This window comes from Pseudomonas sp. ok272 (assembly GCF_900109995.1).
Taxonomy (GTDB): Bacteria; Pseudomonadota; Gammaproteobacteria; order Pseudomonadales; family Pseudomonadaceae; genus Aquipseudomonas.
In genome coordinates, this window is the sequence record NZ_FOCB01000006.1 from 92,420 (window position 1) to 115,188 (window position 22,769).

Genomic DNA, 22,769 nt, shown 5'->3' on the forward strand with positions numbered 1-22,769 from the left:
CAATGCACGGATGGGCGCGCAGAAGGGACGGTCGGGCCCACCCGTGGGCCCGACCTGTGGCGTCATCCCAGGTTGGGCACCTTGGCGATCACGGGCAAGCCCAGGTAGCGGTTGACGTCCGAATCGGACTTGAGGCTGTCGTCGAAGAACTCGACCACGAACGCCAGGCCGATCCCGCCGAGCAGGCCACCGACCAGCACGCCAATCAACACCATCCACAGTTTCGGGCTGACCGGTTTGGTGTTGACGGTCGCCCAGCTCACCACCGAGACGTTGCCGATCTGCGAGCTGGCTTGCTCGTTGAGGAAGCGGGTTTCCTCAAGCTTTTCCAGGTACAGCTTGCGGCTGTCGCGCAGCACGCCGAGTTTCTGCTCCAGCTCTTTGAACTGGGCCTCGACAGTGTTGATTTCGTTGAGGCGGGCGATGTCCGCGGCTTCTTGTTCCTTGAGGGTGGTCAAGGCCTGGCGGTAACCGGCGAGGGCCGACTCGTTTTTCATCAAGTCGTCGCGCACCCGGGCGTTGAGCGGGTTGATCCCGCGCCGCGAGTTGGTGTCGCGCTGGCCGCGCTGTTCGGCGATGCCGCGCTCGACCACCTGGATCTGCTCACGCAGTGAGGCGACCTTCGGGTCGGTGGGCGACAGCCGGGCGATGGTGTCGGCCTCCTGGCGCTTGAGGTCGGTCAGTTGCTTGTTCATCTCGCTCAGGGCGTAGCTGTTGGAGCCCTGCTGACCGTCGAGTTCGGTCACCTGCGGCAAGCCGGTCAACTGCTTGCGCAGTACGTCGATCTGCCGTTCGGTCTGGCCGACCATCAAGGCCGTGGTGTCGATGTTCTTGCGCGCGTCCTTGAGCTTCTCGATCTGCATGCTGCGTTGCAGGTCGACATCCATGATCTGGCGATCGTTGCGAAAGTGCTCCAGGTCGCGTTCGATGCCCTTGATCTGGCTGTCAAGCTCCTCCAGTTGGGCGGAAATGAAGCCGGTCTGTTCGCGCTGGTACACCCGGACCCGTTCGGTGAGGTAGTGCTTGACCAGTTCGTTGACCCCCAAGGCCGCGGCCTGCGGCGATTTGCTCTTGAGGGTGACCTCGATGATGTTGGAGCTTTTGACCGGCTCGGCGCTCAAGTCATCCTGCAGGCGCAGGATGGCTTTGGTGCGAATGTCGCGCACCCCCGATTGCGGGAAGAAGAAGCGCTCGATACCGGCGTAGGCACTCGTCGCCATCTGCAACCAACCCTTGGGCGTGTACCACGGGTGGTCGACGTCGATGCCGGGAAACAGCACTTGCGGCGTCAGCTTGTCGACCACCTGTTCGGACAGGCCTTCGCTGGTGATGATCTCGGCTTCGGAGTGCAACTGTTCTTCGCGCACCACCGACATCATTGGCGTACGGAACTGGCTGCTGCTCAGCACCGGCATGTAGATGTCTTCCTGGCCCAGGCGCACCAGCAACCGGGCGGTGGCGTCGTAGGTCGCCGGGTACAGCTTGAGCCCGGCAAAGCCGCCGATCAGGACCGCGAGGAAGAAGCTGATCGCTACGTTACGTCGCTTGAAGAGAATGTTAAGAATGTCGCGGATAGTCATGGTCATCCCCTCTTATTGGGCGTATTGGCGATACACGGCAGCGGCAGGCCGCTCGGTACCGTCTGCGCGAATCAGGCCGAAGTTACCCAGGCCGTCGGGGGACTCGTAGTCCTCCAGTGAAAACCAGTAGACCCGCTCGACATCGGCCGCCAGGTCGCCGCGCAGGCCCTTGCCGAAACGCTGGCCGCTCAGGTGCTGGTTGATGTAGTCCAGCGTGGCCTGGGTCTTGGCGCTCTGTTGCTCCTCGGTCACGCCCAGGGGCGGCGCGGCGACCACGTAGCCCAGCTCGGTGACCCAGATCGGCTTGCTGGCCTGCTTGAGGGTCATGAACAGTTGCAGGTTGAAGAGCTTGCCCAGGTAGGTGTTGTTTTCCTTGCTGCCGACAAAACCCATGGCGGCCAGGCTGCTCTCGTCGGCGTCCATGTCCTGGGGCGCGTTGATGCCGGTCGCGTTCTTGTTGAACAGGTAAGGGTGCACCGCGAGGATGTCGAAGTAGTTGCCGTAGGACGCATCCACGTCCCAGAGCATCCACAGGTAGGTGATGTCATTGCGCGAGATCCCGGCGTGCACCAGCTTGATGCGCGAACGCTGCTCGGCCACGGCGTTGCTGACGGCCTTCATCAGTTTGACGAAGTCCTTGGCATTGGGGGATGGGCCCCAGAATTGCGGGGTGTTGGGCTCGTTCCAAATTTGCCAGTAGGTGATCCCCGCTGGGGTGCCAGGGCCGTAGCGCTCGATGCAGGCCTTCACGAAGGCGGCAAAGTTGTCGTAGGCGTCGCTGGAGGGCGCCAGCTCGAAGGTGCCGCTGGACTTGAACGCCAGCAACGGCAGTGCCCAGTCCGGTGCGTAATGGACGATGGGCAGCAACTCGATACCCTGGTCGGCGGCGGCCTTGACCAGGGTGTCCATGGGCGCCCAGTCGTAGACGCCTTTCTTGCCTTCGACCAGGCGCCATTCCCAGTCGATGCGCACCTGCGTGACGCCCAGCGAACGCGCCTTGGCAAAGCGCGCCAGCAGTTCGTCGTAGCCGCCACCGCCCCATTTGGCATTGATGCCGTAGGTCATCCCGGCCTGGGCCAGGGGCACCAGCAAGCAGGCGAGCAACCCCAGGAGCAGGCTGCTCCAGCGCCTGCGGCGCGGATTAGAAGGAGCCATCCGAGCTATCCCCGCTGTTGTAGTTGCGGTTGACCGAGAAGCCGAAGTTGATCCCTTTGAACAGCAGCAGGTCGGTGATGTATTGCTGGACCCAGAGGTTGGCGTTGGCAATCGGCGAGCGCGGGACGTAGATCACGTCGTACGGGCTCAGGGCCACGGCCATGTCGTTCTTGCCCAGTTCGATGGCCTTGTCGCTCAAGTCCAGGTGATAGCTCTTGGGCTCGCCGTTGGGCGACTTGCGGATCAGCACCACGGAGTCGGGGTGCGCGGTGTAGCGCAAGCCGCCGGCGCGGTAGATGGCCTGCATGACCGTGATGCCGCCATCCATGGGGATGACCTGGGGCTTGGCCACTTCGCCGCCGATGTAGACGCGAAAGCCCTTGAAGGACTTGACCATCACCGACACGCTCGGATCGCTGACCTTGCCGGTGTAGCGCTCGCTGATGACCCGGCGCAGCTCATTGGGCGTCAGCCCCGCGGCCTTGATGTCGTCGACCCGTTGCATGCTGATGTAGCCATCGGGACGCACGGGGGTCGATTCGTCGTAATCCTTGGCGGTGTAGAACTTGATGTCCAGGTCATCACCGGGACGGATGCGGTACTGCAGGCCCGGCACGACCCCATCCTCACCGAGCAAGGGCAGGCCTTCGGCCCCCGGCATCTGCTCGGTCTTGATCGTTGTGCAGCCACCCAGCAGGCCCCCCACCAGTACCGCTGACACCAGAAACTTCGCGCTCGCCCCAAACCAGTCCTTGATCGCCATGTTTTTTCTTATCCCCAAAATGAAGTTCTTTTCCCATCGCCCGGCTTACAACCAGCGATACAACCACTCGGGAATAAAGTTAAGTGTGCGATTGAGCACCACGCCCAGCACATTGCCGCCGCTGTCCTGCAGGCGGTCGCAGACGTACTTGGCGGCATGGCGCCGGCTTTTATTGGCTTGTGCGACCAGCACAATCGAATCCATGTGGCGCGCAGCGACAATCGACACCGGCGCGAAGGTCGGTGACGGCATGTCCCAGAGCACCAGGTCAAAGTGCTCGCGCAGGCGCTGGGCCAGTGCCGCCGGCGATTCACCGCCATGGCCCAGCAGCTTCAGGCAACTGTTGACCGACAGGCTGATGCGCACCACGGAGTGGTTCGGTACCCGCAGGCGCTTCAGATCGCCAGCGAGCATTTCGCGGTCGTCGGCATTGGCACTGACTTCAATCACCAGCACGCTGCCAAAGGCGGCGGCGAGGTGGCTGGCGGCCTGCTGGGCGACAAAGGTGGTGCCGACCTTGCGCGCCACGCCGATGAACATCAGTTGCGTGAGCGCCTCGTCACTGGCGTCGCGCAGGACCCTGGCCATGATCTCCTGCATCGGAAATCTCAGCCTTGCCTCGTCTACACCCGAGGAGGGCACGATGGGATGACTGATTGCATTCATGATTGATTTTTCCTTGGTTGCTTATGCAATGGCTCGGGTGATTCGCTTGCCGATCTCGATGACGGGTTTTTCCAGCAACACATGCACGGCATAGCCCACGCCAATCGTCGTCAGGCCGGCGAGGATCACCACGCCGGCAGCACCGAGGGGCGTGACGCTGACCACGCGGAACAACTTGCCGAAACTGGCGAGTACGAAGGGATGGGTCAGGTAGATCGCGTAGGAGGCATCGCCGATCAGCACCATCCAGTCGCGGTGCTTGGGCGCATAACCGTTGCTGCGCCGCTGCCATTCCAGGGTCAGCCCGGCCAGCATGAAGGCGCCATAGGCCAGGCCGAAGCTCAGGACCCGGATCGGCTGTTCACGGTTGAGCAGCCCTGAGTCGGCGAAGATCGACGCCAACAACAGAAACCCACAGCCGGCCAGGAACGGCGGCCAGACGCCCCAGGCCCGGGCCCGCTCATAGATCTTGAACACGCCGACGCCGATGGTGAATTGAATGATGAACAGGGAAAACAGGTGGTAGTCCCAGAAGTCGAACCCGCCGTAGACCCGCAGCGCCCATTTGCCCAGGGCCAGCACCGAGAGTGTCAGCATGAGCCACGGCAGGGCGTTGATGGTGCTGAAGCGCAGCACCAGGAACACCAGGGTGTAGAACACGATTTCATGTTCCAGCGTCCAGCCCACGAACAGGATCGGCAGCCCGGACTGCGGCAGCATCAGCAGGGACTTCACGACGCTGGCCCAGTCGTGACTGCCTGAACCCATGGTCATGTTCGGGTTGTACAGCCACATCAGCACCACCAGCCCGGTAAAGAGCAGGTACAGGGGCACGATCCGGAACACCCGGCTCAGGACCCAGCGCTTGGGCCGGAAGGTACCGTTCGCCGACACGTAGGTCATGATGAAGCCGCTGATCACGAAGAACAGGTCCGGCGCCGAGTAGCCCACGCGCAGGGCGTAGGTGCTGTGGAAGTCGGTCATCACCGGCAGCTTGCGACCGATGTCTTCGACATGCACCAGCAACACCATCAGCACCGCCAGCCCGCGCAAGCGCTGGACGCTGAGCAGTTCGCCCTGGGCCACGGCCCAGGGCGCAATCGCCTTGCTGTAGAACCCGGCAAACTGCCGTAACACGGTACTCATACGTTCAGGCTCCCGGGTATCAACCCCAGCGAGGGATGGGCGTGTACGGGGTCTGCACACTGTTGATACAACTGGCGCAAGGCGCGCAGGTGGCCGTCGCGGCTGTGGTGGTGCTTGACCCATTCACGTGCGGCCTGGCCGAGGGGCGCCAGGCACTCGGGTGCATCCAGCGCCCGCTGCACGCCCGCGGCCAGGCCCTTGGCGCTGACATCGGTGACCAGCAGGCCGGTCTGGCCATCGCGTACGTAGTCCGCAATGCCGCCGACGGCGAACGCCAGCACCGGGGTCTCGAACGCCATGGCTTCGATGCCCACCAGGGGGCCGGGGTCGTCCCACACCGAAGGCAGGACGAACAGGTCCGCGGCGCGGTAGTGCTTGGCCAGTTCCTGCGGGGGCAGCCAGTCGATGAAGGTGATGCGTGCGCTCAGTTGCAGCTTCTCGGCCAGCGCCTGTGCCGATGCCAGGCGCGGGCCGCTGCTGAGCGCGACCAGGCGCCAGTCCCCCGTGACCTCGCCCAGCGCCCTGACCAGCACCTCCAGGCCCTTGCCCTTGACGGCCTGGCCGGCGAACAGCAACTGCAAGGGGCGTCCGTGCAGCGCGGGCTTGCCGCCGGGCTGCGGCTGCTGGGCCTGTTGGTCGAAGCGGCTGAAGTAAGGCACCACATGGATGCGCTGATCGCTGAAGCCATTGATCCGCAGGACCCGGCCCATGTGCTGGCTGCCGACCACGGCGGCGCGAAAACGCTGGTACATGCCGCGCTCGTTGATCTTGCCCGCCAGGTCCATCAGGCGCGGCAGGCGGCCACCGGGTTGCGGCGGACCGATCAGGCAGCCGTTCAAGGCGCAGGACCAGCCCAGTGGCCGCTGGCAACGATCCCCGGAGAAGCGTCGCCGCCCCCGGCGCAGGCACATTGAGGTGTAGTCATGGAACGAGCGCATCAGCGCCAGGCCGCTGTCGAGCAACGCCGCCAACAGGTCGCTGTCGCTGCACAGGTGCACATGCACCAGGTCCGGCCCCCAGGCTTGAATGCGTGCCAGGGCGTGGTCGGGCGACGGCACATCGCCCAGGCCGAGCAACTCCACGCCGGCACAATCCAGGTGCGCCGGGACCTGCGTGCCCTGGTGCGCGACCAGGGTCCGGTCGCCCTGGGCGTTCAGCGCCCGGGCCAGGTCCAGCACGTAGTTGGGCAGGCCACCGATACCCAGTTCCTCGACCAGCAGCATGATCTTCATCCGGCATCCTCTTGAGTCTTGACGCCCGTCAGCCCGAGGGCGCGCGCGGTGCTGTCGGTCAGGCCCAGGCTCAGCAGCAGCACCAGGGTGAAGTGCATGTTTTGCAGCAGGAGCATGTCGACCATGGCAAACACGCAGTACGCGGTCAGGGTGCCCACGGCCGCCAGGGTGAAGGTGTCGCCCGGGCCGCCCACGCTGCGGCGCCAGCGCCGGATCAATTGGCGCAAGACCATGACAATGAAGGCCAGGTAGCTGAGCAATCCCAGGGCGCCGGTATCGGCGAGCAGTTCCAGGTAGGTGTTGTGGGCGTGAGTGGACTGGTAGCCGAGTTCGACGTTGAGGGTGACGCCCCGGGCATAGAACTCATCGCGGAAGTTACCCAGCCCGACCCCGATCAGCGGGTTGTCGAACCACACATCGCGCACCACGCCCCAGATGGTCAGGCGGTCCAGCACCGCATCCGGCCGTCCCGGGACCAAACCACTGAGGGTGCCGTCCCAACTGGGCCACAGGCCCAGGCCGATGGGCGCGATCACGGCCACCGCGATCAGCCCCAGCACCAGCAGTTTCCACAGCTGGGGACGCAGCATCAGGCAGATCGCCAACACGGCCGCCAGCCCCCCGAGTAACCCGCCCCGGGACTCGGCGACGATCAGCCCGGCGATGCCGATGACGATTCCCAGGCCCGCCAGGACTCGCAGCCCCGGGGTGGGCGATTTCAGCAGGTGGGCCACGGCCACGCTCAGCATCATCACCAGGTACATGGCCAGGCCCTGCGCCCCGCCAAACGAGCTGCCGGCCCGCCCCGAAATGTCGTAGGTGTGGTGAATCGCCGGTTCGTCGCCGGAAGGGCCGGGCACCGGGATGCCCAGCATGCCGGTGAGGGTGTGGCCATGGGTGGCGAACTCCACCAGGCCGTCGATGGCAAAGAATGCCGGGACGCAGATCAGGGTGATCGCCGCGAAGCGCCAGAAGCGTTGATTGGGCCGGAACACCATCAGCAACACCGGCAACAACACGAACCATTCGACGATGCGCAGTGACTGCTTGATGCTGGAGCCGGGGGTGATGGAGCCCAGCTGCGAGAGCAACACGGCGATCAGGAACGGCGTGATCGCCAGGACTAGAAACGGCACGCGCATCCGTCCCAGGTGCGGGGCCTCGGGGCGTTGCAGCATGAACAGCCAGAGCAGCGCCCAGAGCACGACGATGGCGTCGGCGGCGTTGAGGGGAATGCCGCCGACACTTTTCTGGATGGGGATCGCCAGGCTGATCACAAACCCCAGCAACAACCATTGCGGCCGGCGCGCCAGCAGCAACACACCGCCGAACGCCAGGGACAACGCCATGCCCGCCAGCGGCATGTACACCGTGGTGAACGCCACCAGCAATCCCAGCACTCCAGCCAGCACCACGCCCCGGCGTTGCGTCCGGTCGTCGAGTGGTTCGTACGGCGAGGGCTCAAACGCCATGTTCGGCCACCTCGATGCGCAGGGGGTTGATCGACATGACGCGGGCGTTGGCCCGCAGCAAGGCCCGCGCTTCCTCGCGCCGCGCCGGGTGCAGCAGCGCCGCCAGCAGCGTCCTGGCGCTGGCGGCCAGCATCACCAGGTCGGTCAGCAACTTGAGCAACAGCACTTCGCCCAGGCTGCGGTGCTTGCGGTACAGCCGGTAGCGGCTGCGGCGCAGCTCATAACGCATGCGCAGCGCGGTTTCACTGGGGGCCTGGCTGCGCTGGCCACTGGGTGCGCGTCCGGAGGAACTGCCGCCGTGGTGCAGGATGCGCGCCTCGGGCACCAGCAGCAGCTCCCAGCCGGCCTTGCGCGCCCGTACGCACCAGTCGACGTCTTCGTCGTACATGAAGAAGCCTTCGTCAAACAGCCCGACGCTTTCCAGCAACTCGCCCCGGATCAGCATGCAGGCGCCGTGCAGGCGCTCAAGCCGGATCGGTGCCGACTGGCCGTTGGCCGGGAACTGCGGGCCGGTGAGCATGCGCTTGAGCATCTGCGTCAGGCTGGGGAAGCGGCAGGGGAAATCCTGGTCGGCACCATCGCTGGCGTTGACCACCCGGCCGCTGACCGCGCCTACGCTCGGTTGTTGTTCCAGCACCTCGATCAGCCGGTCGAGGGTGCCGGCCTCGACCTGGGCATCGCTGTTGAGCAACAGCACGTAGTCACTGCGCAAGCCGCGCAGGATCAGGTTGTTGCCGCCGCCGAAGCCGAGGTTGTGGTGCGAGGCGATCAGTTGAATGTCCGGGCAGTGTTGGGCGATCAGCGACACGCTGTCATCGCCCGAGGCGTTATCGACCACGGCAATCGCCAGCGTCGCCCGGCTGGGCGGGAAGCGTTTGAGCGAGGCCACGCATTCCACCACCAGTTGCGGCGTGCGGTAGTTGACGATGGACACCGTGAGCGTCTTCATCGCGCCAACCCCTGGGTCAATCGGGTGGTTTCGCGCAGGCGGGCGCCGAGCGCATGGCAATGCTGCTTAAGGGCCGCGGCGGTCAGCCCCGGGATGCCGTAAGTGCTGCGGGTGTTGCCCATGTCCAGCCAGAATGGGTCGAACTCACGCAGGTTAGTCACCAGCAGTTCGCCCCCGCCAAAGCCTTCGATCAGCCATTGGGCAAGACGCCCGGTGGCGGTGCCGATGCCGGCGCCAAGGTTGAACAGCCCCGGTTGCGGGTCCTCGACGATGCGTGGCAGCCAACTGGCGAGGACCTCGACCGGGAGGAAGTCGCGTTCGACGAAGGGGCTCATGTCCAGCACGATGCGCTGCTGGTTGAGCAGGCTGCGCAAGGCGATGGCCAGGAAGTTGCGGCGGCTTTCATCCAGCTCAAAGCCGAAGATGTTGCTCATGCGCACGATGCTCAGGCGTTCGCCGAGCATCTGCGTCAACGCCCGCTCGGTGATCAGTTTGCCGACCGCGTAGGGGGTCGCCGGGTGCGGTTCCTGGGATTCGCGCAGGGCCTGGTCTTTCGGCGCAGGGCCGTACACCAGGCGCGAGCTGGCCATGATGTAGCGCACGTGGGGCAACGGCTCGATGCGTCGGGCCAGGGCCAGCTCGAAATCCAGGGCGGGCTCGTAGCCGGTGCGCAGGGCCGGGTTGTAGGCCAGGTTCAGCACCTGGCTGACATCCTTGAGCCAGGCGCTGCCCGTCAGCGCTTCGCGGTGGCCGATGAAGTGCCAGTGTGCGGTGTGTTCGCGCTGGCGCAAGGCCTGGGCGATCAGGCTGGTGTCCCCGACGACGACGATACTCATGGCTGGTTCCAGAACAGTGAATGCATGCTCATGCGTCGGCGCCATGCCAGCGGCACCAGGCGGTAGCGTTCGCCGAGCCAGTAGCCCAGGAACTTGCCGGCGGTGCGCATCAGGATCGAAAGGATGGCCAGCGGTTGACCGCGCGTGAGGGCGGCCTGGATCTCGACCTTGACGAACCGCAGGCCTTCGCCGGAGGTTGCCAGGCGCGCCTGGCTCAACTCGCGGTCCATGGCAATCAGGGTGCCGATGTCGAAGTAGCGCTTGAATTCCTCGCGGATGCTGTAGTCATGGCTGTGCACGGCCTGGGCCGCGGGTTCGTAGACCCGGGCATAGCCCTTGCCGAGCAGGCGTGCGGCGGCGGCCATGTCTTCGCCCAGGGGCAACTGCGTGGGGAACCCGCCGATCGCCTCCAGCGCAGTGCGCCGATAGGCGGCGAAGGAGTTGGAGCAGAACACCGCCTTGATCCCCAGGCGCGCGATGTCGGCCTGGGTGGTGCGTTCCGGTTGGTCCGGGTAATTGAATTCGCGGGCGAAGCGTTCGGTGTCGGTGGCCTCCCGGCGCGGCAACTGCTGGCCGTAGACCAGGGCGACCTGCGGGTCGGCGAACGGCTTGAGCAACTGTTGCAGCCAGTCATCGCCCTGGGGGCAGGCATCTTGTGTCAGGTACACCAGGTATTCGCTGTCCGCGCACACATCCAGTGCCAGGTTGCGGGTCTTGCCGTGACCGAAGTCACTGCGCTTGATCGTCATCAGCCGATGGCCCGCCGCTTCGATCATCGCCGGCGTCAGGTCGGTGGACGCGGAGTCGATGAACAGCACTTCCCGGGGGGCTTGTTTCAAGGCGGCCAGGGCCGGCAATAGGGCCTTGAGGTGCACCTGGGCATCGAGGGTCAGGACGATGACGCTGGTGCGCGACGCGAGGCTGGCGACAGGGAGGGACTCAGAATGCATTCTTGCCTCCCAAGCCACCAAAGACGGTCCGGATCACGATCCACAGGTCCAGCTCGGGCGACCAGTTCTGGATGTACTGCACGTCATAGACGAAGCGTTCGGTCAGCGACTCTTCGGTGAAGGTGTTGCCCCGTGAACCATTGACCTGGGCCCAGCCGGTAATGCCGGGGCGCACTTTGTAGCGCTCGACAAAGTCCACCACCACTTTCTCGTAGGTCCGGTCACCGGCCTTGACGCCCGGTGGGTGAGGACGCGGGCCGATCACCGACATGTCGCCCAGCAGCACGTTGATGAACTGCGGGAACTCATCGAGGCTGGTGCGGCGGATGAAATTGCCGATGCGCGTGACCCGGGCATCCTGGCGTTGGTTCAGGCTGATTTCACCGGGTGTGGGGTCGAAGCGCATGCTGCGAAACTTATAGATCTGGAACAACCGGTTGCGCAGCCCATAACGCCCCTGGGTGAACAGCGCCGGCCCGGGCGACTCCAGGCGGATCAGCGCGGCCAGCACCAGGCCGAACGGCAGGAACAGCAACAGCACGGTGGCCGAGAACACGATGTCGAACAGCCGCTTGATCAGGCGTCCTTCGATGGGTAGCGGGTTCATGCCCAGCAACAGCATGTTGCCGGGGCCGCTGTGGGGGCGACTGAGGAACGGGTGGCCCAGCACCGGCTCCTCGGGCGCGAGGTAGACGTTGCCCATCTCCCCGCGCAGGCGTGTGGCCAGCGAGCTGACGCGGTCGCCGGCCTGGTTGGGCAGGGCGATGATCACCCCGTCGATGTCCGGTGGCAGCAAGTCCAACTGCGCGGTCCCGCCAGCAAGCAGCGGGAAGGGCAGGGTCGAGGCGTCAATGCGCGAGCTGCGGTCGTCGATGAAACCGATCACGACGATTTCCGGCTCCCGTGCCGTCAGGTAGCGCGCAATCGCCACCCCTTGTTCGCCAGCGCCGACGATGACCAGGCGCAGCTTGCGGTCCCAGGTCCGGGTGTAGCGCGTGACGTGCTGACCGGCCACCTGCGTGAACAGCGCCAGGGCGATGAACAATCCCAGGTAGTACCAGGGCGAGAGCATCTGCAACTGGCCGATCCACGTGAACGCGACCACCAGCAGTGTCACCAACGCGCCGTTGAGCACCGAGCTGACCCGGCGCAGTGCCTTGCGATCCGGTGACGAAAAGCCTTTGTAGACACGCACCGGCATGATCGCCGAGGCACAGACCACCACGAACCCGACGGCCCAGACATCGGCCCACCATTGGCCCGTGACCAACTCGTAGTAACCGCTGAGCAGCAGGGTCACGACCAGCGCGGCCAGCACCCGGCTCAGCCGGATCAGGAGCACTTCCAGGCCGGCCAACGCCGGGGCATCGAAGCGCCGTGCTCGTTTTTGAGCACGAGCGCCCCGCGCTTGCGCGTCCTGGCCGGACCCGGAGAGCGTTTCGCTAATAGACATGGAACATCCTCGCCCCAACTGCCGGGGCATCAACAACCCCGAGTCAGGAACTCATGCCCTTGGCGAGTCCATTGACGAGTTCGGGCGCCAGGCCCAAGCCTGCAACCGCGCTCAACGGCGCTGCAGGCAAGTCGCCAAACAGCTCCGGGTAGCGCTCGAAGTTGTTGCGGTACCAGTCCACTAACATCTCGATGTCATCGCGCAGGTTGTTTTTCGGCTTCCAGCCCATGTGCATGAGCTTGTCCCAGGACACCGAGTAACGACCATCATTGAACGGCCGGTCAGGCACGTAGGTAATGACCTCGCGCGAAGGTTTGTTGAAGGCTTGGCTGATGAGCTCGGCCACTTGCAGGTTGGTGTACTCCTCGGTGGTGCCGATGTTGTAGACCTCGCCGACTTCACCCCTTTCGGCGACGAAGACCACCGCCTCGGCAAAATCCTGTGCACTGAGGTAGTGACGACGGTTCGTGCCATTGCCGTGCAAGGTCAGCTTGCGCTCGGTGAGCATGTGGCAGATGAAGCGCGGGATGATCTTCTCCGGGAACTGGCGGATGCCATAGAGGTTGTTGGCCCGGATGATCACGATGGGTTCGTGGTAGGACTGCAAGTACCCCTGCAGGATCATCTCGGCCGCAGCCTTGGAGGACGAGTAAGGGTTGGTGGGGCGCAAGACTTCGTTTTCACTGGCGGCCCCCTCCATGACCTGCCCGTAGACCTCGTCGGTGCTGACGTGGACGATCTTCTTGACCTTCTCCTGTCGGCAGGCCTCCATCAGGGCATGGGTGCCCAGGACGTTGGTGCGCGTGAACTCCAGGGAGTTGCCGAAGGAGTTGTCCACATGGCTTTCGGCCGCCGCATGGATCACCAGGTCAGCATCCTTGACCACCCGGCGGCACATTTCCAGGTCGGCGACATCGCCCACCAGCAACTGGACACGGTTGGCGAATAAATGATGAGAGATGTTGCGTACATCGCCGGCATAGGTCATCTTGTCGAAGACCACAACTTTGGCGTCAGAGAAATGCCGGCAAACCTCGTCGACAATATGAGACCCTGCGAAGCCGGCGCCGCCAGTTACTACTATCTTGCGCATGACGCTAACTCCTTGGTCAAAAACCTAAGTCAGATAAAACGTCGAAACGATCAGGTGACCCCTACTGCGCAGATCAAGGGTCAATAAGTTTGTTGCATGAAACCTCGGTGACAATGACGGAAATGTGGCGTTTTGATGTTTATTAGCCATTATCCGTAGCGGGTGACTCTAGTCACTCGCCGGCATTTCGCCAGTGACGCGATTAGTTTTTTTTGCGCTCACCTGAAACAGGATGCCTAGCATCAAAAGGCCGGCAACATTCGCGCCACAGTAGAACTGAGCCAGCAGCTGCAGCGACAATCGGTCGTGCCAGATCAACGCCAGCACCACCAATACGCCCAGGTTGGTGCCGTGGTAGAACAGGTTGCTGACCGGCGCCCGCAAGGCCAGTAGCCCCAGCTGGATCGGTGCGGCGGCGGCCACCGCCATCAACCCGAACGCCAGGTACACCAGTGCCGGGGCGCCGACGCTAAACTCCTTGCCATACAGCACGCCCAGCAACGGTCCGCCCGCCCACCCTGCCAGCATCACGAAGGCCAGGGCCGGCAGCAGGAACGGCAGCGACCGCAGCAGCAAATAACGCATGAATCCTTCCTGGCCTGCCTCTTGATAGTGCGCAATGAAGCGTGGACGGAAATGGTTGGTGAGCGCGATCAGCAGCGGATTGATCAGGTTCGTCACCGCGATGCACGCTGCATAGAGGCCGACCATCGCCTGGCCGCCGCCCAGCAGGGCCAGCCAGGGATACAGTTGCACGCTGGCCACGTGGCAGAGTCCGCCGGCCACCAGCCACCCTCCGTAACCCAGAAAGGCTCGCCATTGCGTGGCCAGCATCCGCAGGGGCGGCCAGAAGAATGAGGCCTGTGCTTTGCCCAGGTTCAGTGCAAAGGACAGGGCCGAAACCCCGGCAATGGCCCAGAACACCGAGGCGGCGCTGAGCCATCCGCCCCAGGCCAGTACGCCGAGTGCCAACAGTTGGCCGGCGGCACTGGTCAGGTCGAGGACCATGGCGTGCCCGGAGCGGTTGATCACGTAGAAGTGCCGGCGCAAGAACTCGCGCATCACCAGCCCCATCACCGCCAGCGGCAAGGCGGGCCACAGCTCGGCCGGCAGTCCCGCACCCATCAGGTGCAACACCGTCAGCACCAGCGCCACCACCAGGCCCAGCGCCGCGGAGCCCCACAAGGCGCTGGCGAACAGGGTGTGCGGTTCCCCTTCGCGGCTGGCGCGCAGGTAGGTATAGGGCGTGGCAATCAGCGTATCGCCCAACGAAATGATCAGGAAACAGAAGCTCAGGCCCAGGGCGTAGGCGCCCAGCGCTTCTTGCGAGACGCAACGGCCCAGCACCAGGCCCGTGAGGAAGCTGGCCAGGCTCTGCGCGGCCTGGCCGCCGATGACCCAGAAAACGCCGTGTCCACGACGACTCAACTGTGCCCATGAATGACTACCAGACATAGCTTTTGCCCTTGGAAGTGGACTGTTTGCGTTTCACTTCCCGTCGTAGCTAGTGTCCTGTCTCGGAAATAAGCTGTTCCCTTTTGACGGCACCTGTCGCCGCCATGCTGCGTTGCCACTCCTCGCCATAGCCCTGCTATGACTCGTCGCGGCGCCTTGCCTGGCAGCAACAGATGCTCGTCAAAAAGGTAACGTATTTCCAAGACAGGACACTAGGTTGGCTGCACAGGATGATCTGCCGAGAGTAATAATTAGTCTCGGATTGCCGGATTGGCAAATGCGCTGTCGGGAAGTTACTAAATGTGTCGTTAGCGTGCGCTAAAGCTGTGCAGGGCCTTTTCGATGCACTGTGCGGTTTTGCCGAAAGCTTGCACGCTGATGTCCGCCAGCGGCCCGCCACCCTGGTCGGCCACCAGCAGCATGATCACCCGACCATTGTTGGCCAGCGAACGCAGTAACAGGTGTTCGCCGCCGAACAGTGCCCGCAGCGGGTTCGGCAGCAGGGCCGAGAACTGGGCGTTGTTGGCCGGTGTCAGGCGCAGTTGCGCGGGCTGGGCGAGCAGGCGTTGCAGCACGCTGCTCTGGCTGACGGACAGGTTGAGCGTCGCCGCCTCCTGGGGCAGGCCGAACAGTTGGTGCACCCGCAGGTTGCTCTGGCTGCGGTCGGCCATCAGGATCATGCCCCGGCGCATGCCGCACGCCACCAGCGCATCACGCGCGGCGGTGGTCAGGTGCATGGCGTTGGTGAACCGGCTGGGCTCCACCAGCAGCGCGGCGCAGTGCTGGCGCCACTTGGCCAGGTCTTCGGCGGTCGGCGCGGCGGCGGGCAGCAAGCCGCGATGGACGCGCTGCTCGCCCCAGGGCCAGAGCAGCGACTCGGCGGGGTGCCAGAGGTCGGGCATCGCGTGTTGGCGGGCACTGTGGGCTGCTTGCTGGTGTTGTTGCTGTTGCACGTCGTCCAGCGGCATTTGCAGGTACAGGCTGGTCAACAACTGCCAGCGCAGCGTGTGGGGACTGTCCCAGGCGTGTTGCGCCGAGAGCGCCAGGCCGTTGGCCAGCAACACGGTATTGGCGGGTTGGTTGAGCCAGCGGCGCAGCGTTGGATCGTCGTCCAGGCGGTTCTGTTGGCGCAACGGATGATCGGCGTCGCGGGCGATGCGCAGGACTTTGGCCAGCTCCCGTTGCTCGCTCAGCAGCAGGCGATAGCCCTGGGCAACCCAGATCGGCAGGCGCCAGAGCTCCACCAGGGCCTGGCAGAGTTCCAGCAGGCGAACGCCGAACAGTTGGTGTTCTACCTGGCGGGCGGGCTGGCCCTTGTGGATAACTCGCAGTTCCCATTCCTCCAGGAGCTCGGGGAACTTCAGTGCCAGTGGCCACAGCGGCGCAAGGAAAAGCAGGCTGCCCCAATGAATGTCCTGCCACAGCCGCGCCAGGCGACTGGCGAAAAAGCCGTTGGCCTGTTGCGTGGCGTGTTGGCTGATCAGCTGCAATTGGCGCAGGGCGGGCGGGATGTCCTGCTGCGGCATCGCCGGCAGGCGGGCCAGCAACGCCTCGGTGCGCTGCAGCCCCAGGCGACTGATCGCCACCTCAAGGTTCTCGCACGGCTCGCTCATGTCGGTCTGGGCGTGTCGGTTGGCTTCGCGGATGACGCTCAAGGCCAGGGCCGGGCTGCCTTGCATCAGTTCGGCGATGTCGCGCATGGAACTGCGACTGTTGGCGATGGCCCGGCACACCTGGTCGTGACTGGCTTGTGGCACGGGCAAGGCCACGCTGTCGAGCAGCTTGACCCAGCCCTGGAGGGTGGTCGGTCGCGGTGTTGGAGCGTTGGTATCAGTAGGCATGGTTGGGCTGGACCACCGGTGGCTGCGAACACGCCCGCAATGGGCCAAATTGGCTTTTCGCCATAACTGCCTATAGTCTGGCGCAGTTTTGCCGATAAGCAGAAGAAGAGATTTTTTAACCTCCGAATATGACCTTGAACCCGACTTAAGTAAGTACCTTTTATCTATGGCTAAAATTATCGGCATCATCGTCGTATTCGCGAGCGTGCTTGGCGGGTACGTGCTGTCCCACGGCAAGATCGCCGCCCTGATCCAACCCTTCGAGGTGTTGATCATCGGTGGTGCGGCACTGGGTGCATTCCTCCAGGCCAACCCCGGCTATATGACGATGCACGTGCTCAAGAAATCCCTGAGCATGTTCAGCACCCGTTTCACCCACACCTTCTACCTGGAAGTGCTGGGCCTGATCTACGAGATCCTCAACAAAAGCCGCCGCGAAGGGATGATGGCGATTGAAGGCGACATTGAAGACGCCTCTGCCAGCCCGATCTTCGCCAAGTACCCGGCGGTCCTCAAGGACGAACGCATGACCGCGTTCATCTGCGATTACCTGCGCATCATGTCGTCCGGCAACATGGCTCCCCACGAATTGGAAGGCCTGTTCGACATGGAGCTGTACAGCCTTAAGGAAGACCTGGATCACCCGTCCCACGCCGTCAACGGCGTCGCCGACGCCATGCCCGGTTTCGGTATCGTCGCGGCCGTATTGGGGATCGTGGTGACCATGGCCTCCCTGGGCGAGGGCGACCAGAAGTCCATCGGTTTGCACGTGGGTGCGGCGTTGGTGGGGACCTTCTTCGGTATTCTCGCCGCCTATGGCTTCTTCGGCCCGCTGGCCCATTCCCTGGCCCACGATGCCAAGGAAGAGCTGAACGTATACGAAGCGATCAAAGCGTCCCTGGTGGCCTCGGCTTCCGGCATGCCGCCGTCGCTGGCGGTGGAGTTCGGGCGCAAGGTGCTATACCCGGCGCACCGTCCGAGCTTTGCCGAGCTGGAACAAGCGGTTCGCGGTCGTTAAGGCATGGAAAACAATCAGCCGATAATCATCAAGCGCGTCAGGCGCATTGCCGGTGGGCATCACGGAGGCTCCTGGAAAATCGCCTTCGCCGACTTTGCCACGGCAATGATGGCGTTCTTCCTGGTGTTGTGGCTGCTGTCCACGGCGACCCCGGAACAGAAAATTGCCATCTCCGGGTATTTCAAGGACCCGATCGGCTTCTCCGAAAGCGGCACGCCCTACATCATTGACCTGGGTGGCTCGCCGGAGCTGGCGCCGGACACCACCCTCAATCCCGAGGTCAAGTCCCAGCCGCAGCCGGACAAGGTGAGGGTCGACGCCGATCAAGTCGAAGGCATGGCTGAGCAGGTCGAGCGCGAACGCCTGGAGCTGTTGCTGCAAGAGTTGCAGAACAAGGTCGAAGAGAACCCGCAGCTGCAGAAGTTCAAGGACCAGATCCTCTTTGAAATCACCTCCGATGGCTTGCGCATCCAGATCATCGACTCGGAAAACCGCCCGATGTTCGATTCCGGCAGCGCGCGCCTGAAGCCGTACTTCGAAGACATCCTGCTGGCCATGGCCGACACCATCAAGGCGGTGCCGAACAAGATCAGCATCAGCGGCCATACCGATGCCCAGCCGTATTCGGGCGCCGGCGACTTCGGTAACTGGGAACTCTCGGCCAATCGCGCCAATGCCGCGCGCCGCGCCCTGGTGGCGGGCAGCTACCCGGAGGATCAAGTGGCGCGGGTGGTGGGTTATGCCTCGTCGGCGTTGTTCGATCGCGAGAACCCGCTGAACCCGGTCAACCGTCGCATCGACATCGTGGTGCTGACCAAAAAGGCCCAGCGCGCCATCGAAGGTTCCCAGGGCGCCGAGCCCGAGAAGCCGGGGGCGACGCAAGGGCAGGGCGCGCCGGGCGAAGTGCCGGCCACACCGCTCGACCCGCACGCCTTGCCGGCGGACCAGCAACCGCTGCCGGCCCATGAGCTGCGTGAGCGCTTGAACCTGTTCGACGACCCGCTACCCAAACCGGACGCTGCCAAACCGGGCGAGCCGCCCAAGCAGTGACCCACAAAAAAGCCGACAGCGATGTCGGCTTTTTTGTGGGGCTTGTCTGCGGTGCTCATCCCCGTCCGTTAAACGACCCCCCTGTGGGAGCGAGCCTGCTCGCGATGGCGGTGGGTCAGCCAACATTGATGTTGAGCGACCTCATCGCGAGCAGGCTCGCTCCCACAGGTTGAGTGCCTTAACTGGCGGGCGTCAGGCATTCGGGGGGGTGGTTTTCGGGGCTGGCTTTTGAAAGGGGTAGAGATGCTGGCGCAAGATACCGTCCGGCAAGGCATTGCCGAAAACGCCGTAGCGCGTTGGCCATTCCTTGGGTGGCAACTTGAAGGTGCCGAACAGCATGTCAATGAACGGCAGGTGAATGGCGTAGTTCTTGTAGATGTAATCCTTGTGCCGGGCATGGTGCCAGTGGTGATAGCGCGGCAGGACCAGGATGTATTCCAGCCAGCCTCCATTTATGCGGATATTGGCGTGAGCCAGCACCGCCTGGGCCCAAACGAACGTCACATAGGCATTCAGCGCTTGAGCGTCAAACCCCAGCAGCATCAAAGGCACCAGTACGGCCGTGCGCGTCAACAATATCTCCAGGAAATGAACCCGCGAGCCGGCGAGCCAATCCATCGCGGTACTTGAGTGGTGCACTGCGTGGATGCGCCACAATACGGGCACCACGTGATAGAGGCGATGCAACCAGTACTGGCCGAGGTCGGCCACCAACACCGCCAGGAAAAACTGTACGACGAGCGGCAGGCTTTGCACGCGGGCTTGCAGATCGTCTGAGACCGCCCAGCCGGCCATATAGCTTGCCGAGGCGGTGATGAAGATCAAGATGAACTGCACCAGCATGTGGCTGACGAAAAAGTAAGCCAGGTCTGTGCGCCATTGTGGCCGGAGGATGTTTTGCTGAGGGTCCTTGGCGTAGAGCTTTTCCAGCGGAATGAACACGATGGCTGAAATCAGCAAGGCCAGCACGAACCAGTCCAGGCCCAGCGAGTAGGGGGACTCGTTGATGGGGTCGAGCGGTATACCGGTCCCGCCGAGCAACACTGCCAGCCCCGAGGCGACAATCGCCGTGATGCCCAGGCGTTTTCGTTGATTGAGCAAAATGTTCAGGATGGCCAGGCTGAATGACAGCGACAGGCCAACCAGCAGCGTCGCCCGGGCAAACTGCTCGTTGTAGACATTGCGCAGTTCAGCCGTGGTCAACCATTCGGGAAACAGGAAGCACAATACCGCCAGCAGACTCAGCAGTCCGAGTGTGGCGCTGATGTAGCCGCTGATTCGGCCCTCGCCCGGTATGAAGGGGGCGTGGCCATGGCGGCGAAAGTAGGATTTGAGTCGTTGCATCGCTTGTTTTCCGTGTCCCTAGAATCAAATGAGCAGGCGCGTATCGAGTGCTCGACGCTGTGTTGGGTTGGCAGCGTTGAAGAGGGGCGTAATGTAGGGCGATTTTTCGGGGCAGCAAGCTGTCCGGCGATAAAGAGACGAGTCCTGCTGTTGTAGGGGAAAAGTCCTACAAAAAACGCTTGAGTTTGATAGCGGGGGACCACTGGGCGGGATGAACAGTGCGGCCCACGCCGCCGCTAAGCGGCGGGACGCGGGCTGCCTGTTTAGTAGCTGGTCTCAGGCAGGCTGGCGATGATCGAGCGGTAGCTGTTCATGCGTTGTTGCTGCACGCGACCCTCTTCCAGGGCCTTGAGCAGGGCACAGCCGGGTTCGCGGTCGTGCTTGCAGTCGCGGAAGCGGCAGGTGCCGATCAAGTCGTTGAACTCAATGAAGCCGGCTTCGACATCGCTGCGGCTGACATGACCCAGGCCGAACTCACGAATACCCGGGGAGTCGATCAACTCGCCGCCACCGGGGAAGTGGAACAGGCGTGCGGTGGTGGTGGTGTGCGTGCCCTGGCCAGACAGCTCGGACAGCGGGCCGACGCGGGTTTCGACTTCCGGCAGCAGGCTGTTGACCAGCGATGACTTGCCGACGCCGGACTGGCCGACGAACACGCTGATGCGCCCGTCCAGTTGCTGTTGCAACTGTTCCATGCCGTTGCCGTGGTGGGCCGAGACTTCCAGCACCGGATAACCCAGGGTGCGGTAGACCGCCAGCAGCGCATTGAGCGCCGGGGCGTTCTGCTCGTCGATCAGGTCGAACTTGTTGAGCAGCAGCAACGGCCGGATGCCCGCGTGTTCGGCGGCTACCAGGTAGCGATCGATCAGGTTGGCATGGGGCTCGGGCAGCGGGGCGAAGACGATGACGATCATGTCGACGTTGGCGGCCACCGGCTTGAGCTGACCACGGCTGTCGGGTCGGCACAGCTCGGTGTGGCGCGGCAGTTGCGCGACGATCACGCCGATGCCCTGGTTGCCGGCCCGCCAGACGACCTGGTCGCCGGTGACCAGTGCTGGCAGGTTGGCGCGCAGGTGGCAGCGGAACACCTGGCCGGCGCATTCGCCTTCGCGGGCCTCGACCTCGACCTGCACACCGAAGTGAGCGATCACCAGGCCCGTTTGCTCAGGGCCCAGGTCACCGCCCTCCAGCGCTTGCACGGCGCTGGATTCGCGTTTGGCGGCGCGGGCAGCGCGTTCGCCTTGGATCTTTTCGATGCGCCAGTTTTGACGACGATTGAGTTGGCGTTTGGCCATGGGTGTTCCGTGTCGATAATGCAGCGATTAGGTAAAACGGCCGCGAGTTTAGCACGCCCGGCGAGTCCTCTAGGCTAAACTGCGCAACACTGCTCAGGAGCCCATACATGCAAAACCCACAGAATCTGATCTGGATCGACCTGGAAATGACCGGTCTGAACCCGGACACCGACGTCATCATCGAGATGGCGACCATCGTCACCGACAGCAATCTCAACACCCTGGCCGAAGGCCCGGTGATCGCCATTCATCACAGCGACGAGATCCTGGCCGGCATGGACGAGTGGAACACCCGCCAGCACGGCGGCTCGGGCCTGACCCAGCGGGTGCGCGACAGCCGTATCAGCATGGCCGAGGCCGAGGCGCAAACCATCGCCTTTCTGGAGCAATGGGTGCCCAAGGGCAAGTCGCCGATCTGTGGTAACAGCATCTGCCAGGACCGACGCTTCCTCTTTACCCACATGAAATCCCTGGAAAGCTACTTCCATTACCGCAACCTGGACGTCTCGACCCTCAAGGAGCTGGCGGCGCGCTGGGCTCCGGACGTTCGCGACAGCTTCACCAAAGGCAACACCCACCTGGCGCTGGACGACATCCGTGAGTCGATTGCCGAGCTGCAGCACTACCGCAAGCACTTCATCAAGTTCTGAGGCCGTGGCGTCTCTGGTGGACGCCGTCGCAACAGGCTCGCGCCCGCCAGGCCATCACCGCCCCTGTGGAGCGAGCCTGCTCGCGAATGAATTTCCCTGGCGCTGAACGCGTGAGGCAACCGGGCATTCGTCAACGCCCTCTTCTGGTGCGGATCCGAAATGGCTAGACTGCGCGCCTTCCTGCAAGGACCGCCACCATGTTGTTGATGCTCTACCTGATTGCTATCACTGCCGAAGCCATGACCGGCGCCCTGTCTGCCGGTCGTCGCGGGATGGACTGGTTCGGCGTGGTGCTGATCGCCTGCATCACGGCGCTGGGCGGTGGTTCAGTGCGTGATGTGCTGCTGGGACACTACCCGCTGACGTGGGTCAAGCACCCGGAATACCTGGTGCTGACCACCGTGGCAGCAATGGTCACGGTGTTCGCCGCCCGCTGGATGCGTCATCTGCGCTCGTTGTTTTTGGTGCTCGATGCCGTAGGGTTGGTGGCGTTTACCCTGATCGGCTGCATGACCGCCCTGGAAATGGGCCATGGCATGTTGGTGGCCTCCGTCAGCGGGGTGATCACCGGGGTGTTTGGTGGCATCCTGCGCGACATCTTCTGCAACGACATCCCGCTGATCTTTCGTCGTGAACTCTACGCCAGCGTCTCGTTCGCAGCAGCCTGGTGCTACATGTTCTGCCTGTACCTGGAGTTGCCCGGCGAGCAGGCGATTCTGATCACCTTGTTCGGTGGCTTCCTGCTGCGCCTGCTGGCGATCCGCTTCCACTGGGAAATGCCCAAGTTCGTCTATAACGACGAGCAGTAGCTCCGCCCGCGG

Annotated in this window: 20 protein-coding genes; 4 read left to right on the forward strand and 16 right to left on the reverse strand. The window is 63.6% G+C overall.

Annotated features, from left to right (window positions below; translation table 11 throughout):
• Window positions 1–62: 62 nt before the first annotated feature.
• From BMW74_RS11205 to BMW74_RS11270, 14 genes are all read right to left on the reverse strand, one after another.
• Window positions 63–1,580 (reverse strand): GumC family protein, encoded by a 1,518-nt coding sequence (locus BMW74_RS11205; RefSeq protein WP_175479194.1) that lies wholly within the window; start codon window positions 1,578–1,580, stop codon window positions 63–65.
• 12 nt (window positions 1,581–1,592) lie between these two features.
• Window positions 1,593–2,735 (reverse strand): glycoside hydrolase 5 family protein, encoded by a 1,143-nt coding sequence (locus BMW74_RS11210; RefSeq protein WP_139208399.1) that lies wholly within the window; start codon window positions 2,733–2,735, stop codon window positions 1,593–1,595.
• Complete coding sequence (locus BMW74_RS11215; protein ID WP_093418822.1) at window positions 2,722–3,498, reverse strand: polysaccharide biosynthesis/export family protein; 777 nt, start codon at window positions 3,496–3,498, stop codon at window positions 2,722–2,724. Before BMW74_RS11215 ends, BMW74_RS11210 begins: the two co-directional genes overlap by 14 nt.
• A gap of 45 nt (window positions 3,499–3,543) precedes the next feature.
• A complete protein-coding gene (locus BMW74_RS11220) occupies window positions 3,544–4,164 on the reverse strand; it encodes a P-loop NTPase family protein (protein WP_139208400.1) in 621 nt (206 codons plus the stop codon).
• A gap of 21 nt (window positions 4,165–4,185) precedes the next feature.
• Complete coding sequence (locus BMW74_RS11225; RefSeq protein ID WP_175479195.1) at window positions 4,186–5,310, reverse strand: acyltransferase family protein; 1,125 nt, start codon at window positions 5,308–5,310, stop codon at window positions 4,186–4,188.
• Window positions 5,307–6,542 (reverse strand): glycosyltransferase family 4 protein, encoded by a 1,236-nt coding sequence (locus tag BMW74_RS11230; RefSeq protein WP_093418833.1) that lies wholly within the window; start codon window positions 6,540–6,542, stop codon window positions 5,307–5,309. Before BMW74_RS11230 ends, BMW74_RS11225 begins: the two co-directional genes overlap by 4 nt.
• The gene (locus BMW74_RS11235; protein ID WP_093418838.1) at window positions 6,539–8,014 is read right to left on the reverse strand and encodes an O-antigen ligase family protein; all 1,476 of its coding nucleotides are present in this window, start codon (window positions 8,012–8,014) and stop codon (window positions 6,539–6,541) included. Before BMW74_RS11235 ends, BMW74_RS11230 begins: the two co-directional genes overlap by 4 nt.
• Entirely contained in the window at window positions 8,004–8,963 is a 960-nt protein-coding gene (locus BMW74_RS11240) for a glycosyltransferase family 2 protein (protein ID WP_093418843.1), read from the reverse strand. Before BMW74_RS11240 ends, BMW74_RS11235 begins: the two co-directional genes overlap by 11 nt.
• Window positions 8,960–9,799 carry an NAD-dependent epimerase/dehydratase family protein gene (locus BMW74_RS11245; protein WP_175479196.1) on the reverse strand — a complete coding sequence of 280 codons (840 nt, stop codon included), beginning with the start codon at window positions 9,797–9,799 and terminating at the stop codon, window positions 8,960–8,962. The genes BMW74_RS11240 and BMW74_RS11245 overlap by 4 nt, the downstream gene beginning before the upstream one ends.
• Window positions 9,796–10,749, reverse strand: a complete 954-nt coding sequence (locus BMW74_RS11250; RefSeq protein ID WP_093418850.1) for a glycosyltransferase family 2 protein — start codon at window positions 10,747–10,749, stop codon at window positions 9,796–9,798. The genes BMW74_RS11245 and BMW74_RS11250 overlap by 4 nt, the downstream gene beginning before the upstream one ends.
• Window positions 10,739–12,202: an exopolysaccharide biosynthesis polyprenyl glycosylphosphotransferase gene (locus tag BMW74_RS11255; protein ID WP_175479197.1), complete on the reverse strand. Its 1,464-nt coding sequence runs from the start codon at window positions 12,200–12,202 to the stop codon at window positions 10,739–10,741. The genes BMW74_RS11250 and BMW74_RS11255 overlap by 11 nt, the downstream gene beginning before the upstream one ends.
• Before the next feature lie 43 nt (window positions 12,203–12,245).
• A complete protein-coding gene (locus BMW74_RS11260; RefSeq protein ID WP_093418858.1) occupies window positions 12,246–13,295 on the reverse strand; it encodes a GDP-mannose 4,6-dehydratase in 1,050 nt (349 codons plus the stop codon).
• 168 nt (window positions 13,296–13,463) lie between these two features.
• Window positions 13,464–14,750, reverse strand: a complete 1,287-nt coding sequence (locus tag BMW74_RS11265; RefSeq protein WP_139208401.1) for a lipopolysaccharide biosynthesis protein — start codon at window positions 14,748–14,750, stop codon at window positions 13,464–13,466.
• Window positions 14,751–15,058: 308 nt separating this feature from the next.
• Entirely contained in the window at window positions 15,059–16,591 is a 1,533-nt protein-coding gene (locus BMW74_RS11270; RefSeq protein ID WP_093418867.1) for an HDOD domain-containing protein, read from the reverse strand.
• 166 nt (window positions 16,592–16,757) lie between these two features.
• On the opposite strand from BMW74_RS11270, the gene motA reads away from it, so the two are divergent.
• Both motA and motB read left to right on the forward strand, forming a co-directional pair.
• Window positions 16,758–17,609 (forward strand): flagellar motor stator protein MotA, encoded by an 852-nt coding sequence (gene motA / locus BMW74_RS11275; RefSeq protein ID WP_093418870.1) that lies wholly within the window; start codon window positions 16,758–16,760, stop codon window positions 17,607–17,609.
• 3 nt (window positions 17,610–17,612) lie between these two features.
• Window positions 17,613–18,659: a flagellar motor protein MotB gene (gene motB / locus BMW74_RS11280; RefSeq protein ID WP_093418874.1), complete on the forward strand. Its 1,047-nt coding sequence runs from the start codon at window positions 17,613–17,615 to the stop codon at window positions 18,657–18,659.
• Window positions 18,660–18,851: 192 nt separating this feature from the next.
• Here motB and BMW74_RS11285 read toward each other — a convergent pair whose 3' ends face one another.
• Both BMW74_RS11285 and rsgA read right to left on the reverse strand, forming a co-directional pair.
• Entirely contained in the window at window positions 18,852–20,003 is a 1,152-nt protein-coding gene (locus BMW74_RS11285; protein WP_093418879.1) for a sterol desaturase family protein, read from the reverse strand.
• A gap of 263 nt (window positions 20,004–20,266) precedes the next feature.
• Window positions 20,267–21,298, reverse strand: a complete 1,032-nt coding sequence (rsgA, locus tag BMW74_RS11290; protein WP_093418883.1) for a small ribosomal subunit biogenesis GTPase RsgA — start codon at window positions 21,296–21,298, stop codon at window positions 20,267–20,269.
• 107 nt (window positions 21,299–21,405) lie between these two features.
• On the opposite strand from rsgA, the gene orn reads away from it, so the two are divergent.
• Window positions 21,406–21,948, forward strand: a complete 543-nt coding sequence (gene orn / locus BMW74_RS11295; RefSeq protein ID WP_093418888.1) for an oligoribonuclease — start codon at window positions 21,406–21,408, stop codon at window positions 21,946–21,948.
• Window positions 21,949–22,145: 197 nt separating this feature from the next.
• On the forward strand, window positions 22,146–22,757 hold the full coding sequence (locus BMW74_RS11300) for a trimeric intracellular cation channel family protein (RefSeq protein ID WP_093418893.1): 612 nt from the start codon (window positions 22,146–22,148) through the stop codon (window positions 22,755–22,757).
• Window positions 22,758–22,769 lie beyond the last annotated feature (12 nt).

Coding starts and splice junctions, on each gene's coding strand:
- BMW74_RS11245 (WP_175479196.1), bottom strand. CDS start 9,799: ATGAGTATCGTCGTCGTCGGGGACACCAGCCTGATCGCCCAGGCCTTG.
- BMW74_RS11210 (WP_139208399.1), bottom strand. CDS start 2,735: ATGGCTCCTTCTAATCCGCGCCGCAGGCGCTGGAGCAGCCTGCTCCTG.
- motA (WP_093418870.1), top strand. CDS start 16,758: ATGGCTAAAATTATCGGCATCATCGTCGTATTCGCGAGCGTGCTTGGC.
- BMW74_RS11265 (WP_139208401.1), bottom strand. CDS start 14,750: ATGTCTGGTAGTCATTCATGGGCACAGTTGAGTCGTCGTGGACACGGC.
- BMW74_RS11235 (WP_093418838.1), bottom strand. CDS start 8,014: ATGGCGTTTGAGCCCTCGCCGTACGAACCACTCGACGACCGGACGCAA.
- BMW74_RS11225 (WP_175479195.1), bottom strand. CDS start 5,310: ATGAGTACCGTGTTACGGCAGTTTGCCGGGTTCTACAGCAAGGCGATT.
- BMW74_RS11220 (WP_139208400.1), bottom strand. CDS start 4,164: ATGAATGCAATCAGTCATCCCATCGTGCCCTCCTCGGGTGTAGACGAG.
- rsgA (WP_093418883.1), bottom strand. CDS start 21,298: ATGGCCAAACGCCAACTCAATCGTCGTCAAAACTGGCGCATCGAAAAG.
- BMW74_RS11240 (WP_093418843.1), bottom strand. CDS start 8,963: ATGAAGACGCTCACGGTGTCCATCGTCAACTACCGCACGCCGCAACTG.
- motB (WP_093418874.1), top strand. CDS start 17,613: ATGGAAAACAATCAGCCGATAATCATCAAGCGCGTCAGGCGCATTGCC.
- BMW74_RS11215 (WP_093418822.1), bottom strand. CDS start 3,498: ATGGCGATCAAGGACTGGTTTGGGGCGAGCGCGAAGTTTCTGGTGTCA.
- orn (WP_093418888.1), top strand. CDS start 21,406: ATGCAAAACCCACAGAATCTGATCTGGATCGACCTGGAAATGACCGGT.
- BMW74_RS11285 (WP_093418879.1), bottom strand. CDS start 20,003: ATGCAACGACTCAAATCCTACTTTCGCCGCCATGGCCACGCCCCCTTC.
- BMW74_RS11205 (WP_175479194.1), bottom strand. CDS start 1,580: ATGACTATCCGCGACATTCTTAACATTCTCTTCAAGCGACGTAACGTA.
- BMW74_RS11300 (WP_093418893.1), top strand. CDS start 22,146: ATGTTGTTGATGCTCTACCTGATTGCTATCACTGCCGAAGCCATGACC.
- BMW74_RS11260 (WP_093418858.1), bottom strand. CDS start 13,295: ATGCGCAAGATAGTAGTAACTGGCGGCGCCGGCTTCGCAGGGTCTCAT.
- BMW74_RS11250 (WP_093418850.1), bottom strand. CDS start 10,749: ATGCATTCTGAGTCCCTCCCTGTCGCCAGCCTCGCGTCGCGCACCAGC.
- BMW74_RS11270 (WP_093418867.1), bottom strand. CDS start 16,591: ATGCCTACTGATACCAACGCTCCAACACCGCGACCGACCACCCTCCAG.
- BMW74_RS11230 (WP_093418833.1), bottom strand. CDS start 6,542: ATGAAGATCATGCTGCTGGTCGAGGAACTGGGTATCGGTGGCCTGCCC.
- BMW74_RS11255 (WP_175479197.1), bottom strand. CDS start 12,202: ATGTCTATTAGCGAAACGCTCTCCGGGTCCGGCCAGGACGCGCAAGCG.